Consider the following 16,486-nt stretch of genomic DNA (forward strand, 5'->3'; position numbering starts at 1 on the left):
CTCATAGTAATTATTAATTTTCAAACTAATTAATATTTTAGAGATTGAATAATATAATATAAAAGTAATTCTGGGCCTGGATAGCAGCTGATTCCCGGATTTCCATATAAAGCTGTTCATGAGGATCACACCAGGTTTAGCATTCTCAGGGCTACGAAAATCCCGGTAACTCCTACCAGGTCCCCAAGTGTCGCTATCAAGGGGATCACGGTATCGTCAGGGTCGATCCCGAACCGGTGGGAAGCAAAGGCAATGCCAATCGTCGCCGAGTATACCACGACCAGCTCGATGGCTACAGCAATCAGGCTAATTTCCAGAAGGGTCATGTAAGGCATCCCGAATCCCATCAAATTGCTGGCCAGCCAGACAAGTACGCTGACCGAAAATGAAGACACCAGGCCTACTATGGCTACAGCTATGAGGCTGTTGTAAACCACGGGGTTCCTGCGGATATGGGTCCCAAGTCCCATATGGAAGGCAGAAGAAAGCCGGGCGCCCAGCATGCTTCCGGTATCCCCTCCGATTTTGATAAGGGCAGGAATAAGGATCAGGATCGCAGGCATCGAGATAAGGCTGCTCTCTTTCGAATTAAGGATCTGTCCCACGATGATCCCGATCACACAGGTAAGCGAAAGTACCGGAAGCCCCCTTCGGACAATGCCCTCCACCGTATAGTAACTGGTAGCACCCCTTGCCTTTCTTTTCACAGCATCACCACCAGTTTTGCTGCAATAAAAAGCATGAACATGGAAACAATGTCTCCGATAGTGGCTATAGAAGGCGTAACCACGTTATCGGGGTCAAAGCCGAACCTGAACATCCCGATAGCAAGCAGGACCGCAACTACGGAGAGGATTATTCCCGAAGTGACCGCGGCAATAACGGAAATAAGAATGAGTTTGAACGCCCCAGCGCTTTCAAAACCCAGGGCCAGGGTAAAAAGGTGCCCGAGCAGCCCAAGCAGGACCGCCATGATAAAACCCAGAAGCAAGGAGCCGTTTATGTTGTTGGTAAGTTCGGGGTTGCTCCTGTCAATGTCAGTAATCAGCCCCATATGGATCGCACTTCCAAGCCGGGAACCAAGAGTGGAAGAGATATTTCCGCGAAGCCCCAGCACCCCGGGATAGATCACAATCAGACCCGGGATCATCTCGAGTTCGTCGGTCATACCGGAAAAAATGACACCTGCAATAACGCCCCCTACAGTCGCAACAAGTTCAAAAGGCAGCGCCTCCCTTACAATGGAGGAAATACTGGCGTACTCGCTCAGGTATTTTTCTATGAACTGGGACTCAAAAGTGTCCTCCTCCCTGTGCGACTCGTGGGACATGTGCCTGTATTAATTCATTGATACTATTAAAGCAATCGGTGGCTACAAGAAACCAACAAACCGGAAAACCGAACTAAGCAGGGACCCGAGGCAATCGAGGAATCAAAGTAATCAAAGTAATCAAAGTAATCAAAATTATCGGGGATTCCCCGGAGGCCGAAGTCAAAAACCTTCCGACGACAGGCACCTCACCTTCAAAAATCCTTAACAAAAAATAAATAACTTGTAGCCGTTACCTACGTATTGAGATATATGGTTATAGGAGTAACAATGATAAATGTGCTTCCAGGGCACGAAAAGGAGTCATACGACGAACTGAGGAAGATAGAAGGGATCAAAGACGTTTACCACGTCTTTGGAGAGTATGACTTTGTCGTGATCATAGAAGTCAGGGACCTTACAATCCTGAACACCGTGGTGGACAGGATCCGGGAAAGCGATACGGTAACAGCAACCCAGACAATTGTCGGAGCCGAACTCTGAAATGTCCCGGGCTTACTTAAAGGACTTACTTCCAGATCCACTTTCAGGACCACTTTCAGGACATTACAGCCGGGAATCCGGAAGTAAAGGACACAAAAAACCCGATACCTTTTTTACCATGGACTTATTTTTATTACCTTGAACATTTATTATGATAGACCGTACTCACATAACTTATCCACCCGAATGATATCATTTACCTGAATATTATCGTTTAAAAAATCAAATTGATTTTTCAGCCCAGAGGGAAAATTCTATGGAAGCCCCCATTGCAGAAGAATTAGCCAAAAAACAAAAATCGATAAGTGTCGCAGAATTTTTTGAGAAGAACAGGCACATCCTGGGCTTTGACTCTGCCCCGCGAAGCCTTATCACAACGGTGAAGGAAGCCGTGGACAACTCCCTGGACGCCTGTGAGGAAGCAGGAATTCTCCCGGACCTCCTTATCCAGATCGAAAGGATAGGACAGGACTACGTGACTGTCATCATCGAAGACAATGGGCCCGGGATCATCAAGGAACAGATCCCGAAGGTCTTTGCCAAACTCCTCTACGGCTCCAGGTTCCATGCCCTGAAGCAGAGCAGGGGGCAGCAGGGGATAGGAATTTCCGCAGCGGTACTCTATTCCCAGATGACCGCGGGCAGGCACACGAAGATCCTCTCGAAGATCAATTCAGACGCCCCTGCCCATTACTACGAACTCATGATCAATACCGGCACGAACGAGCCCGATATCCTGAAAGACGAGGTTACGGACTGGTTCCGCCCCCATGGGACCCAGATCGAGCTGGAAATGAAAGCGTCCTATGTAAAGGGAAGACGGCAGTCCATCTACGAGTACCTGAAGGCAACGGCCATTGTAAACCCCCATGCCCGGATCACCCTGATCGAACCGGACGGGAATGAAGAAGTCTTCGAGAGAGCCACGGACAAAATGCCTGAGCCGGCAGAAGAGATCCTGCCCCACCCCGAAGGCATCGAGCTCGGAACCCTTATGAAGATGCTCCACTATACCGAGCGGCAGAAACTCGCACCTTTCCTCCGCTACTCCTTTTCCAAGATCGGGCTGCTCACCGCCGAGGAAATCTGTAAGGCGGCAGGCCTGGACACCGAACTTGACCCTCATGCCCTCACCCGTCACGAGGCAAGAAAGCTCATAGAGGCTTTCCATAAGGTAAAGATCATGGCCCCTCCTACCGACTGCCTCTCTCCCATAGGAGAGGACCTGATCTACAGGGGACTTGAAAAAGAGGTCAACGTGGACTTTATCGCAACGACCACTCGAAAGCCGGCTGTGTATTCGGGAAGCCCCTTTGTGGTTGAAGTGGGGCTTGCGTACGGCGGGAAGCTGTTAAAGGACGAAAAGGTAGGGATAATGCGTTTTGCAAACCGGGTGCCTCTGCTCTACCAGCAAGGAGCCTGCGTGACCACCCATGCCGTGGAAAACATCAAGTGGAAGCAGTATGGGCTGAACCAGCCTGGAGGCGGGATTCCCTCGGGACCCATGCTCCTCCTGATCCATGTAGCTTCCACGAACGTGCCCTTCACCTCGGAGTCAAAGGATGCAATTGCCGAGATCCCGGTAATCAGGGACGAAGTTGAACTTGCCATAAAAGAGGTTGCACGGAAACTGAAACACTACCTTAGCAAGCAGAGCAACCTTAAGAAACGCCGGGAAAAGGAAATTATCATCACCAGGGTACTCCCGAAAATGGCCGTAAAGGTTGCAAGCATCCTGGAAAGGGAAATCCCGGACATTAACCCCGTAGTCGCAAAGATAATGGGAAACGTGCTTGTAAGCCGGGACGTGAAGAAAAACGGGGATGGGACTGCCGAGGTTGCAATAAAGGTGAAGAACTTTGGCGGGTCGGCCCAGTCCCTCAGGGTCCATGACATGCTCCCCTGTAAAATCAGCGAGGCAAAACCCGAACCTAAAGTGGTCACCATGGGCAATGATTACGATTATATCTGGGACCTGTCAGCGGCAGCCGGGTCTTCCAGAGCCCTTACCTACCGGATGGATTCCATAAGCGATGAGGAACTCGGAAAACTCTCACCCCTGATTGTGGAAGGGATTGAAGAAGAACTGGTAACCGGGGCAAAAGCCGTGAAGGGGGTCTGAGATGAGCAAAAAAGGACAGAGCAGGGAAAACAAAAGAGCTGCAAGCGATTCCCTTGCCAGGACAAAGCTGCTGGAAATTGTGGAAAGGATTTACACCCAGTTCGAAAACGAGACTGTCCCGAGCGTCAGCCTCCCGAGCCGGACCAAGGCGAACATCGAGTACTGCGACCGGAGCGATGTCTGGGTCTACGGGGACCGGGAAAGCGAAAGGAGCGCAAAGACCGTGAAAGGGGCATTCCAGCTCCTGAAGACCACCTATGCCACGGACTTCATAATAAACGAGCACCTTACCCAGAACCGCGGTTCAACCCTTCGAGAACTGTACTATATCTCGGAAGGCTGGGATGCCGCCAAATTCAAGGAACAGGCCGAGAGTGACCGCCTGATCGAAGACCTGGAACTCCTGACAACCCTCCAGAGGGAATTTTTCCATATGCGCCCCGAAGAAGACGGGGCAACCATGTTCGGCCCGATAGAGCTTACCGAGCAAACAAAACGCGGGGAGCGGAACATTCACTGCCAGAAGGATGTGGGGGAAGGAGGATACCAGATCCCCTTCAACGTGGAAAATATTGAGTTCAAAAAGCACGATGCAAGCATGATAATGGCTGTCGAAACCGGTGGTATGTACGCCAGGCTGATCGAAAACGGCTTTGACGAGGCTTACAACGCCATCCTCGTGCACCTCAAAGGCCAGCCCGCCCGTTCCACCCGCCGCATAATCAAGCGCATGAACGAGGAACTCGACATCCCGGTAGCGGTCTTTACTGACGGCGACCCCTGGTCTTACAGGATTTTCGCCTCGGTTGCCTACGGGGCAATCAAAAGTGCCCACCTCTCGGAATACATGGCAACCCCGAAAGCTAAATTCCTGGGAGTCCAGCCCTCGGATATCGTGGAATACGAACTTTCCACGGACAAGCTTACCGAGCAGGACATAAGCGCTCTTCGAAGCGAACTTTCGGACCCCCGTTTTGAGTCCGAGTACTGGAAAGAGCAAATCGAACTCCAGCTCAAGATCGGGAAGAAGGCTGAACAGCAGGCCTTTGCCGGAAAGGGCCTGGACTTCGTGACAGAGACCTATCTCCCTAATCGGCTCAATGAGACGGGGATGGCCTGAACACGGGGATGACTTTCCCGGATATGCCTGATACACAGCCTGATATACATACAGTATGCCTCGAGAAGCAGGCCCCGGAAATTGGAATTCATCAGTAACCGGAATTCATCAGTCCCTGAATGAGTTCCGGACTGAATTTCCAGATGTGAGTCCGGATGTTTGGAATAACCCGGATGTTCCGGAGAGTAATGAAGTGTGCCCGGGATGTGGCTCAGAGTTGTGGCTCAGGAACTGCTCATGGGGTTGTTGTGCACTCATGAGTGAGTTCCATGGACACCCCTGGGGTGGTCAGGGATATCCCGGAGCGCCCTGACTGCTGCTCTGTGCTCATAAAGTTCAAAGTGTTTATATTAAATCTTCGCAAATATTTTATCCCATATTTTAATGCGTGGAAAATCCGCTTACAAAGGGAAAATATTTAAATGGAAAGTCCCGAAAAATCTTCATTTTCAGGGACGTAAACATTAAAAAAAAGGGCTGGAAATCCGGGGAAGCTAAAGACTTAAAATATATGAACGCATATTGAATTTGTTCGTGGAATAAACATAAATATGAAATATAAAAGTTACAAAATAAAAATTGAAGGCTTACAAAATTGGCACGATTTTTAGGTTTTATTTTGGGCAGAGTTTTCCCGCGAATTTTGAAAAATATAAGAATACGTTTCAACACATAAGATAATTACTTTTATTAGATTTTCATGGAGAATAAACCCAGATGAGTGATAAACAGGTTTATGACGCTTCGCACATCCAGGTCCTGGAAGGCCTGGAAGCTGTCCGGAAACGCCCCAGCATGTATATAGGGAGCACGGACAGCCGCGGGCTCCACCACCTTGTCTACGAAGTTGTAGACAACAGCATTGACGAAGCCCTTGCAGGCTTCTGTACCAGTATCGAAGTCACTCTCAACCCCGACGGAAGCGTGACTGTGCTGGACAACGGGAGAGGAATCCCTATCGACCCCCATCCCATACACAAGAAATCCGCCCTGGAAGTAGTAATGACAGTACTACATGCGGGAGGGAAATTCGACAAGAATACCTACAAGGTTTCCGGGGGGCTGCACGGGGTAGGAGTGTCCGTGGTAAACGGGCTTTCGGAATGGCTGGAAGTGGAGGTATGGAGAGACAATAAGAGGTATGTCCAGCGCTACACCCGGGGGATCCCGGAAGGGCCGGTAAGCGAAGCAGGCACTTCGGAAACTACGGGGACGAAGACGACCTTCAAACCCGACACTAAAATTTTCGAAACCACGGAATACCAGTACGATATCCTCTTGAACAGGCTTCGGGAACTAGCTTTCCTGAACAGGGGCATCAACATAATCCTGAAGGACCTGAGAAGCCCGGAAGGCCAGACGAATCCCTTGAACTACGAAGGCGGGATCGTGGAATTCGTGGATTACCTGAACAAGAAGAAGCAGCCCCTGCATGAAAAACCGATCTACTTCGAGCGGCAAAGGGACGATATGGTAGTGGAAATCGCAATGCAGTACACCAACTCATACACCGAAAACGTGTACTCCTTTGCCAACAACATCAACACCCACGAAGGCGGGACCCACATCATCGGCTTCAAGAGTGCCCTTACCCGCATTGCAAATGACTACATAAAAGCAAACAAGCTCGCAAAGGACGAGGCTAAACTCTCGGGCGACGATATAAGAGAAGGCCTGACCGCGATTATAAGCGTCAAGCTAATGGAGCCCCAGTTTGAGGGACAGACAAAAACCAAACTCGGGAACAGCGAAGTAAAGGGGATTGTGGACTCCATGGTAAGCGACGGGCTTTCCGAGTACTTTGAAGAAAACCCTAAAGTTGCAAACATAATCCTCGAAAAAGCCCTCCTTGCCCAGCGGGCCCGGGAAGCTGCGAAAAAGGCAAGGGAACTTACCCGGAGAAAGAGTGCCCTTGAAGTCAGCACCCTGCCCGGCAAGCTTGCGGACTGCTCGGATAAGAACCCCGAAGCCTGCGAAATCTATATCGTGGAAGGAGACTCGGCAGGAGGTTCGGCAAAACAGGGAAGGGACCGGGGTTTCCAGGCTATCCTGCCTTTACGCGGCAAGATATTGAACGTTGAAAAATCGAGGCTTGCAAAGATCCTGAAAAACAACGAGATTGTTGCCCTTATAACCGCGCTTGGCACGGGCGTAAGCGAGGACTTTGAACTTGACAGTGCCCGCTACCACAAAATCATCATCATGACCGATGCCGATGTGGACGGGGCGCACATCCGGACGCTTCTCCTGACCTTTTTCTTCCGCTACATGCGTCCCCTGATCGATGCCGGCTACGTCTATATCGCCCAGCCTCCCCTCTATAAGGTAAAGAAAGGCAAGGCTGAACACTACATGTACACGGAAAGGGATCTCAATGCAAAACTTGCGGAGATCGGGGAAAAGGGCACAGCCGTCCAGCGCTACAAGGGTCTCGGGGAAATGAATCCTGACCAGCTCTGGGAAACCACCATGGACCCGGATACCAGGATTTTGCTCCAGGTGACTCTGGAAGACGCTATTCACGCCGACGAGATCTTCCGGGTCCTGATGGGAGACGAGGTGGAACCGCGCAGGAACTTCATTGAAGAGCACGCAAAAGAAGTCGTGGACCTGGACATCTGAGGTGGTGGAAAAAAATGGCAGAATACGACGAAGAAAACAGGACCGAAGCCGAAAAGAAAAACTCTTTCCAGGCAACCCTGATCCCGGACGAGCCTGAAGAGGAACCTGAAGGAGAAACGGCAGCAGAACCTGAAGGAGAAACGGCAGCAGAACCTGAAGGAGAAACGGCAGCAGAACCTGAAGGAGAGTCGGGAGGAGATCCGGAAGGAGATCCGGAAGAGGAACCGGAAGAAGATCCCGAAGATAAGCAGGGAATCGTCCCGGTCCTTATCGACGACGAGATGAAAAAGTCCTACATCAACTACGCCATGAGCGTGATCGTGGGAAGGGCACTTCCCGATGCGCGGGACGGGCTAAAACCTGTCCACCGCAGGATCCTCTATTCCATGAAAGAGTCCGGGATCACCCATGACAAGCCTTACAAGAAGTCCGCCCGCGTGGTCGGAGACGTGCTCGGTAAGTACCACCCCCATGGGGACTCGGCTGTCTACGACAGTATCGTGCGCATGGTCCAGGACTTCTCTTTACGCTACCCGATGGTCGACGGGCAGGGGAACTTCGGGTCCATTGACGGGGATTCGGCAGCAGCCATGCGTTACACCGAAGTCCGCATGGGCAAAATTACGGAAGAGATGCTGGCAGATCTCGACAAGGAGACCGTGCCTTTCAGGCCCAACTACGACGGGTCCCTGGAAGAGCCGGAAGTCCTGCCCGCAAAGCTTCCGAGCCTCCTGATCAACGGGTCCACGGGAATAGCCGTCGGGATGGCGACGAACATGGCCCCCCACAACCTCACAGAGGTCATCGACGGGACCCTCATGCTTATCGACGAGCCTGAAACGACAATTTCGGAACTGATGAACGTCATCAAAGGCCCCGATTTCCCGACAGCCGCAAACATCCTGGGAACTGCAGGGATCAGGTCCGCATACATGACCGGGAGAGGCCCTGTTAAGATCCGGGCGGTTGCCGAGATCCAGAAGCTCAAGAAGGACAGGGAGCAGATTGTCGTAACCGAGCTTCCTTACCAGGTGAACAAGGCGCGGATGATCGAGAACATCGCCCACCTTGTCCGGGATAAGGTCATCAGCGGGATTTCCGACCTGAGGGACGAGTCGGACCGGGAAGGGATCAGGGTAGTAATAGAACTTTCCAGGGGCACGAACCCCAATGTTCTCCTGAACCAGCTCTACAAGCACACCCAGATGGAAACCACCTTCGGGATCATCAACCTGGCCCTGGTGGACGGGAAACCGAAGGAGCTGAACCTGAAAGAGCTCCTGGAAATCTACCTGGCCCACCGGATGGAAATCATCCAGAAACGGACCCTGTATGACCTCCGGAAAAGCGAAGGCCGGGCTCACATCCTGAGAGGCCTCCAGATCGCCCTGGATAACATAGATGCGGTTGTGGCCCTTATCCGCGCCTCGGAAAACGCCGAGGAAGCGAAGCAGGGCCTGGTCGAAAACTTCGAACTTGACGAGATCCAGGCAAAAGCCATCCTTGACATGCGCCTGCAGCGCCTGACGGGCCTTGAGACCCAGAAAGTCCTCGACGAGCTCGAAAGCCTCATCAAGCTGATTGCCGAACTCAAGGAGATCCTGGCAAGCGACGAGCTCAAGTACGGGATCATCCGGGACGAGCTTACCCAGATAAGGGAAAAGTACGGGGACAAGCGCAGGACAGGAATCGTGCAGTTTGCCGAAGAGGTGACTGACGAAGACCTGATCCCCGAAGAAGACGTGGTTGTCACGATCACCGACAGCGGCTATATAAAGAGGCTTCCCCTGGACACCTATTCCCGCCAGCGCCGCGGAGGCAGGGGTATAATCGGCATGGAGACAAAAGACGAGGACTTCGTTGAAAACCTCTTCATCTCTTCAACCCACAACTACATCCTCTTCTTCACGAACAGAGGCAGGGTCCACTGGCGCAAGGTCTACGAGATTCCAGAAAGCAGCCGCCAGTCCAAAGGCAAAGCCATAGTAAACCTCCTGGAACTCCGGGACGGTGAAATGGTAAACGCCATGATCCCGGTAAAGGAGTTCTCGGAAGACCGCTTCCTCCTGATGGTAACGCAGGCAGGCACGATCAAAAAGACCCCGCTCTCGGACTTCAAAAACCCCCGCAAAGGTGGCATCATTGCAGTCGGCCTTGCGGAAGGTGACGAGCTCGTGAAGGTCCTCCTGACCGACGGCAAGCGGGAAATCGTAATGGTCTCCAAGAAAGGAAAAGCTATCCGCTTCTCCGAAGCCGACGTCCGTTCCATGGGCCGTTCAGCCCGCGGTGTCCGCGGCATGACCCTTGACGGTCCCGATGACAAGGTGGTGAGTATGGACCTGGTCGATGAGAGCACAAAACTCCTCACTCTCACCGAAAACGGCTACGGAAAACGCACCGAGTACACCCAGTACCCTGCCCACCGCCGCGGAGGAAAAGGCGTAATCACCATCAACACGACCCTAAGAAACGGCTACGTAGCCAACGTCAAATCCGTCGCCGACGACGACGAACTCATGATCACCAGCGCCGAAGGAATCATAATCCGCATCCCTGCCACCGACATCTCGGTCCAGGGCAGGAACACCCAGGGCGTCCGCATCATGAACCTCAAATCCGGCGACAAAGTCGTAAGCATGGCAAGAATCAAAACCGAAAACGGCGATGATGAAAAACAGATGAAACTGCCCGTGGCAGGAGAAATCGAAGAAGAATAATCGAATGGTAATTTGGCCCCCGCCGGATGTGAGATTTTCCGGCGACGGGGTTTTCCTTTCGGTTTGGGGAGAGGCCGGGCGGATTATGGATTTTTTTGGGGTCTTTTTTTTGAATTGATTTTTTTGGAGAGGGGAGATGCCGGTTTTTTTGGAGGGTTTTTTCGAATTCAGGGGATGGCAGGTTGATTGATAAAAAACCTACGGATGTTTCATCAATTTTCTCGAAATGCCAAGATTCAAGAAAAGGGATGAAGTTGTGGTCAACTGGACGAGGATATGTATGTTGCATGTAGCTGTCCAGAAGTTGGGGGAGTACGGGGAGATTCTGGAGGATGTGAAGTAAGAGAGGGGAAGGGGCTATAATTGGGAAAAAATGAGAATGATTTATTAATTTTGGAGTGTTAGAGGGTTATGGTGTAGGGAATTGGTTGATCAGGAAGAAATCCATAGAAAATCTAATAGTGCAGATACAGAAAAAAGTGGAAAAGTAGTGGGTCAACTAAGTAGCAAATTTAAATATCATTCTGATAAAGAAAAGGCGGAAGATGATTTACACAGACTGACTTCAGATAAAAACAGTGATGTGCGAAGGATTGCGGCAGAAGTACTTATAAACGTTTTTGAATATGCTCCAGATAAAGAACAGGCGTGGAAAGATATTCACAGACTGACTTACAATGAAAACAGGTATGTTCTGTTGAAAGTGGCAGAAGTACTTATAACTGTTTTTGAACATGTTCCGGATAAAGAACAGGCGTGGAAAGATTTAGTCAGGCTGACTTCTGATGAAGACAAATATGTGCGGTTGAAAGCGGTAGAAGCACTTATAGCTGTTATTGAACATGTTCCGGATAAGGAACAGGCGTGGAAAGATTTACACAAACTGACTTCTGATGAAGATAGCGATGTGCGGTTGAAAGTGGCAAGAGCACTTATAACTGTTTTTGAACAGGTTCTGGAAAAGGAACAGATGTGGAAAGATTTACACAGACTCACTTATGATGAAGACAAATATGTGCGGTTGAAAGCGGCAAGAGCACTTATAACTGTTTTTGAACAGGTTCCGGATAAAGAGCAGGCGTGGAAAGATTTAGTCAGACTGGCTTCTGATGAAGACAAATATGTGCAATGGAAAGTGGTAGAAGCATTTATAATTGTTTTTAAACATGTTCCGGATAAGGAGCAGGCGTGGAAAGATTTAGTTAGACTGACTTCTGATGAAGACAAATATGTGCGGTTGAAAGCGGTAGAAGCACTTATAACTGTTTTTGAACGTGTTCCGGATAAAGAACAGGTATGGAAAGATTTAGTCAGACTGACTTCAGATGAAGATAGCGATGTGCAATGGAAAGTGGTAGAAACACTTATAACTGTTTTTGAACATGTTCCCGATAAAGAACAGGCGTGGAAAGATTTACACAAACTGACTTCTGATGAAGACAGCGATGTGCGGTTGAAAGCGGTAGAAACACTTATAACTGTTTTTGAACAGGTTCCGGATAAAGAACAGGTATGGAAAGATTTAGTCAGACTGACTTCTGATGAAGACAAATATGTGCGGTTGAAAGCGGCAGAAACACTTATAACTGTTTTTGAACAGGTTCCGAATAAAGAACAGGCGTGCAAAGATTTACACAGACTCACTTATGATGAAGACAACTATGTGCGGTTGAAAGCGGCAGAAACACTTATAACTGTTTTTGAACAGGTTCCGGATAAAGAACAGTTATGCAAAGATTTACACAGACTCACTTATGATGAAGACAACTATGTGCGAAGATATGCGGCAGGAGCACTTGGAACAGTTTTTCGATATGTGCCGGATAAAGAGCAGGCGTGGAAAGATTTACACAGACTCACTTCAGATGAAGACAACTATGTGCGGTTGAAAGCGGCAGAAACACTTATAAGTGTTTTTGAACAGGTTCCGGATAAAGAACAGTTATGCAAAGATTTACACAGACTCACTTATGATGAAGACAACTATGTGCGAAGATATGCGGCAGGAGCACTTGGAACAGTTTTTCGATATGTGCCGGATAAAGAGCAGGCGTGGAAAGATTTACACAGACTCACTTCAGATGAAGACAACTATGTGCGGTTGAAAGCGGCAGAAACACTTGGAACAGTTTTTCGATATGTGCCGGATAAAGAGCAGGCGTGGAAAGATTTACACAGACTCACTTCAGATGAAGACAGCTATTTACGAGTAAATGCATATCACTCTCTGGGTAGAATCTCAATATATAGAGCGTCTCAATCCAAGAGTGAAGAAGTATACTTAGAAGAACTAGAAAAAGCGATTGAATTTTTTGAAAAAGCATCAAAGGAGTCTACTTGGGATAATCCATCGAAATTTTGCTTCCCCTTTTACCGTTCATTTTATACAATAATTTCTGCTAAAAAGCGAGAAGCAAAAGATGAAGTTGAGAAATACCTCACAGAGGCAAAAACTGAGATCGGTAGATCAGAGAATAAAAAACTACTCTTCGAAGCAGTTGAAAATCTTGCTAATGCATTAAAAGAAGTCCAGAACCTTGAAAATATGGATCTGGAAGCAAAGAAAGGAGAACTCAATTTTTACAGGAAATACTGCGAGCAAGCCGCAGAGTTGATGAAGAATACCGAAGAAAAGGCACCATCTGCTACAATAGTAATGAGAAAAGGGTTTCCCATTCTCGATCGTAATCTGAAATCCCTTCTCGAAGAAATCCAGGAAAAAGCAAAGACCGCGTGCCAGGTATCGAAAGATACTGATACGGAAGAAATTGCATGCGCTGTCAGTCGAGAAGTTCAGAAATGGGAAATAGGTAGTCAGGAAGAAATGAGCTGGCATGTTGAAAGCCTCATTTTTACTTTAGAATCAACTATCCCTAAAACATCCAAAAATCAGCATGTTTTTGATAGAATTAGCCAAATTCGGGAAGAAAGGGATATTGTAAAACAATATGCAATAGTCTGTACTATCATTCCTTTGATCCCACATTTATCCATGAATGAAAAGATAATCAACATGGAACAAGGGATTTCCGACCTTAAAATAGGTTTAGGTGAAGTAAACAAAAAAACAACTCCAATTCTAAATGAAATTAAAGGATTAAGAGACTCAGTTGACAGATTAGTAGAATCGGTAGATGAACTACAAAACCCACAGGAATATCTCGAGATCATCCAACGGACTCTGGAAGAGATCAAAAACGATATCCCTGGAATGAAAGAAAAGATTGATGAAGTACTCTATGAATTATATTCTCCTTTGAGTACGACTCAAAAACTTAAGGTTGCCATTCCAATAATTCCACTACTCGCCTCTTATGAAATGGAAACTAATGTTCCTAAGCTTGTAGCTGACAAGATTTATGAGTTGAAGAACCTGATTTTCCGTTTTAAGGGTAATGAATGATAGATTTCCAGACCCACTAAGTTTGATAAATAGGATTATAATGTTGAGGCTAAAAAACCGGGTGATTTACTTTTTAATTGGAGGAATTTTCCAAGGTAAATGAGGGTATTTGATTTTGAATTCATCGACCTCATCAAGAATATTTAATAAATGAGTTCGTACTGTCTCCAAGTGATCATCTTCATGAAGGAACTTATCAAGGGTTGTAAGATGCTCTATTCCAGCCCAAGATTTTGATGCATTCAACCCGTAACCTGTCCAATTTTCTGAATCTTCTACAATGTTTTTCATTGCCTCAATTATTTCATCACGTTTATTCGCATTTGGAGATACTTCTATTGAGAATCCAACTTTTGGGTAATCATTCATATCTAAGTTTTTCAGCCAATAACCTAAGTAAAAACCAAATTCATAGTTTTGGGTTTGAGATTGATAATAAACGTAAGTATCATAATCCTTTAGGTGTGTCATACAACTAGATTTTTGGGAAATGCCTCCCGCAATTCTTTCGAATTTTTCAGAAACTTCCCCAAACATTGTTTCATCCATCATTTTTTTTACTCGAGGGAAGTTTGTTAAAGCTAAAAGATCAATACTAGAAAATCTGTTGTTAACCGACAGATTTGACTCCTCCATAAATTCTAAAGTTTCGTTAACTAATTCATTCTGTGCTTGTTTATTGAATAGTTTCAAAAAATTGTATATCTGGTACCATCTTAATTGAAAGAAAAAGAGTTTGTTTCCGTTAGAACATTTTTTAAAAATATAGTCAGATTCCTTTTTTTCATAATTTTTTGTTATGTAAACCAAGATCCCTCTGTTAATTGAACTGAGGTTGTCTAGATGTTCCGCATATCTCTGAAGTTGCTGATAGCCTTCGCCTGAATTAATTTTACATTCAATAAATATTATTTCTTTATAATTGCCCTCTGAAACTTCAATATAAATATCCGGCTTACTTCCAGAAAAGTGATTATCCAAAAGTCCAAAAGATGCCTGAGTTTCTACGAATACATTTTTATGATTAGTTTCTGATACGTCAAATTCTTTTAGCCAACTACTTAGCAAGTAAGAATCTGATTTCAAAAGATGAGCAAAAATCTCTGTGAAGAAATCTTCTTGTGGGATTTGATTTGGGTTTAATTGAAGCAAATTACTAAACAAGGACATAAGAATATCTCAATATTTTAATAGTTGTTCTTTCTACTTTTAAGGGGATACTATATAATATAGAGGGTGAGGAGAATATTTAATTTTAGGAACGGAAATAAAATAAAAGAACTTCTGGTCAAAGCATCTATTAAGTGTCTTTTGAGTGTGAGAGATGACATGACCAATATTTATGAGGAATGCATTAAGAACCTGATGGAAAATAAATTAACAAAAACCTCATTCAATAAAAGAAATTCTTATTGGTTGGGAATTGTTAGAAGAAGTGAAGAAAACTCAAAAAAGTATGATCCACACAAAAAGGTAAATTATAAATTGGATCGCTATATCGGGAAACTAAACTTTTTTGATGACTTTGGATCTTATTGCCAACATATTTTAACTATTTTACTGCTAATTTTTGGTACCAGTTTTATTGGAAGCTTGGGAAGTTGTTTAAGTATTATTTTATTAGTTGTTTTCTTAATTCTCCTCATATTAAAATATTATTTGAGGATATTAAAAACCGATACTGAAATAATTCAAACTATGAATAACAGATTAGCCTATGGTAACAATGAAAGTGTAAATGATAGAAAGAGTTTATTGATTGCAAAGATTGTTTGGAACAGGGCATTATGCAATTATAATTCAATATCTGGATTTATATTTCTTGGTGTGACAAAAATTGTATGGAATAGATTTTACAGTTCATTGATTATGAAATTATCATACATAGTTCCCCCATATATTCCGGAATACGTTGAGAAAAACCGTAGTAAGAGAGAATTTAGAAAATATATTATTAGACACTATTTTAAAACATGAAAAATTCGTATCGAAAATCGGGTAAGACCACCCCTTCCACATCCATCTCCTATTTAAAAAGCCCACCCTCCACCTCACAAATCATTTAGAAAGCGGCTAAGAGAGCTTTAAAAGGGGTTCCGTGGAGATCGATTTTTCAAGCGGTTCGTGGGGGATGAGCGGGAGGAGCCCGCCGACGAAAAATAAAAAAGAAGTTATTTTAATCCGCCGAACGAGCACCTCAAATCGAGAAAAGCCGCCCCCTCCGCCTTCGAATCCTCCTCTGAAAAAAGCCCGGCCTCCTCATCAAAAATCTATTAGAAAATGAAACTCGGAGGAGAGGAGCGAGGAAGAACTTCAGATTTCAAACGGTTCGTGGGGATGAGCAGGAGCAGCCCACAGGCGAAAAATAAAAAGGAAGTTATTTTAGTCCCGCCAAACGAAATCCTCAGATCGAGAAAAAACCGCTCCATTCACCTTCTACTCCTCCTCTGAAAAAAGCCCGGCCTCCGCCTAAAAATCTGTTAGAAAATGAAACTCGGAGGAGAGGGGCGAGGAAGAAATTCAGATTGCAAACGGTTCGTGGGGGATGAGCGGGAGGAGCCCGCCCGAGAAAAATAAAAAAGAAGTTATTTTTGTCCGCCGAAAGTAATCCTCAGATCGAGAAAAACCGCCCCATTCACCTTTCTACTCCTTCTCTGAAAAAAGCCCGGCCTCCTTCATAGGTGATCTT

12 protein-coding genes are annotated in these 16,486 nt (G+C 46.5%); 9 read left to right on the forward strand and 3 right to left on the reverse strand.

What is annotated here, in order from left to right:
• Window positions 1-125: 125 nt before the first annotated feature.
• Window positions 126-707 carry a magnesium transporter gene (locus ACSAZK_RS04420; protein ID WP_440956194.1) on the reverse strand — a complete coding sequence of 194 codons (582 nt, stop codon included), beginning with the start codon at window positions 705-707 and terminating at the stop codon, window positions 126-128.
• Window positions 704-1,330: a magnesium transporter gene (locus ACSAZK_RS04425; RefSeq protein ID WP_440956195.1), complete on the reverse strand. Its 627-nt coding sequence runs from the start codon at window positions 1,328-1,330 to the stop codon at window positions 704-706. The genes ACSAZK_RS04420 and ACSAZK_RS04425 overlap by 4 nt, the downstream gene beginning before the upstream one ends.
• 252 nt (window positions 1,331-1,582) lie before the next feature.
• Here ACSAZK_RS04425 and ACSAZK_RS04430 point away from each other — a divergent pair, with 252 nt between their 5' ends.
• The 7 genes from ACSAZK_RS04430 to ACSAZK_RS04460 all read left to right on the forward strand — a co-directional run bounded on the left by ACSAZK_RS04430 (window position 1,583) and on the right by ACSAZK_RS04460 (window position 13,797).
• Window positions 1,583-1,813 (forward strand): Lrp/AsnC ligand binding domain-containing protein, encoded by a 231-nt coding sequence (locus tag ACSAZK_RS04430; RefSeq protein ID WP_440956196.1) that lies wholly within the window; start codon window positions 1,583-1,585, stop codon window positions 1,811-1,813.
• A 256-nt stretch (window positions 1,814-2,069) separates the two neighbouring features.
• On the forward strand, window positions 2,070-3,935 hold the full coding sequence (locus ACSAZK_RS04435; RefSeq protein WP_440956197.1) for a DNA topoisomerase VI subunit B: 1,866 nt from the start codon (window positions 2,070-2,072) through the stop codon (window positions 3,933-3,935).
• Window position 3,936: 1 nt separating this feature from the next.
• Entirely contained in the window at window positions 3,937-5,055 is a 1,119-nt protein-coding gene (locus ACSAZK_RS04440) for a DNA topoisomerase IV subunit A (RefSeq protein WP_440956198.1), read from the forward strand.
• Between the two features lie 388 nt (window positions 5,056-5,443).
• Entirely contained in the window at window positions 5,444-5,581 is a 138-nt protein-coding gene (locus ACSAZK_RS04445) for a hypothetical protein (RefSeq protein ID WP_156153690.1), read from the forward strand.
• Window positions 5,582-5,772: 191 nt separating this feature from the next.
• The gene (gene gyrB / locus ACSAZK_RS04450; protein ID WP_440956199.1) at window positions 5,773-7,677 is read left to right on the forward strand and encodes a DNA topoisomerase (ATP-hydrolyzing) subunit B; all 1,905 of its coding nucleotides are present in this window, start codon (window positions 5,773-5,775) and stop codon (window positions 7,675-7,677) included.
• A gap of 14 nt (window positions 7,678-7,691) precedes the next feature.
• Window positions 7,692-10,394: a DNA gyrase subunit A gene (gene gyrA, locus ACSAZK_RS04455; RefSeq protein ID WP_440956200.1), complete on the forward strand. Its 2,703-nt coding sequence runs from the start codon at window positions 7,692-7,694 to the stop codon at window positions 10,392-10,394.
• A gap of 424 nt (window positions 10,395-10,818) precedes the next feature.
• A complete protein-coding gene (locus tag ACSAZK_RS04460; RefSeq protein WP_440956201.1) occupies window positions 10,819-13,797 on the forward strand; it encodes a HEAT repeat domain-containing protein in 2,979 nt (992 codons plus the stop codon).
• Window positions 13,798-13,863: 66 nt separating this feature from the next.
• Here the strand turns inward: ACSAZK_RS04460 and ACSAZK_RS04465 are convergent, their stop codons facing one another.
• Window positions 13,864-14,949 carry a PD-(D/E)XK nuclease family protein gene (locus ACSAZK_RS04465; RefSeq protein WP_440956202.1) on the reverse strand — a complete coding sequence of 362 codons (1,086 nt, stop codon included), beginning with the start codon at window positions 14,947-14,949 and terminating at the stop codon, window positions 13,864-13,866.
• 165 nt (window positions 14,950-15,114) lie between these two features.
• Between ACSAZK_RS04465 and ACSAZK_RS04470 the strand changes: the two genes are divergently transcribed.
• Entirely contained in the window at window positions 15,115-15,774 is a 660-nt protein-coding gene (locus ACSAZK_RS04470) for a hypothetical protein (RefSeq protein ID WP_440956203.1), read from the forward strand.
• Between the two features lie 303 nt (window positions 15,775-16,077).
• Window positions 16,078-16,248 carry a hypothetical protein gene (locus tag ACSAZK_RS04475; RefSeq protein ID WP_440956204.1) on the forward strand — a complete coding sequence of 57 codons (171 nt, stop codon included), beginning with the start codon at window positions 16,078-16,080 and terminating at the stop codon, window positions 16,246-16,248.
• Window positions 16,249-16,486 lie beyond the last annotated feature (238 nt).

The organism is Methanosarcina sediminis (genome assembly GCF_052056915.1).
Taxonomy (GTDB): domain Archaea; phylum Halobacteriota; class Methanosarcinia; order Methanosarcinales; family Methanosarcinaceae; genus MTP4.

Excerpts from the sequence above, each read along its gene's own strand:
- ACSAZK_RS04425 (WP_440956195.1), bottom strand. The coding sequence starts at position 1,330 with ATGTCCCACGAGTCGCACAGGGAGGAGGACACTTTTGAGTCCCAGTTC.
- ACSAZK_RS04430 (WP_440956196.1), top strand. The coding sequence starts at position 1,583 with ATGGTTATAGGAGTAACAATGATAAATGTGCTTCCAGGGCACGAAAAG.
- ACSAZK_RS04435 (WP_440956197.1), top strand. The coding sequence starts at position 2,070 with ATGGAAGCCCCCATTGCAGAAGAATTAGCCAAAAAACAAAAATCGATA.
- ACSAZK_RS04440 (WP_440956198.1), top strand. The coding sequence starts at position 3,937 with ATGAGCAAAAAAGGACAGAGCAGGGAAAACAAAAGAGCTGCAAGCGAT.
- gyrB (WP_440956199.1), top strand. The coding sequence starts at position 5,773 with ATGAGTGATAAACAGGTTTATGACGCTTCGCACATCCAGGTCCTGGAA.
- gyrA (WP_440956200.1), top strand. The coding sequence starts at position 7,692 with ATGGCAGAATACGACGAAGAAAACAGGACCGAAGCCGAAAAGAAAAAC.
- ACSAZK_RS04475 (WP_440956204.1), top strand. The coding sequence starts at position 16,078 with ATGAAACTCGGAGGAGAGGAGCGAGGAAGAACTTCAGATTTCAAACGG.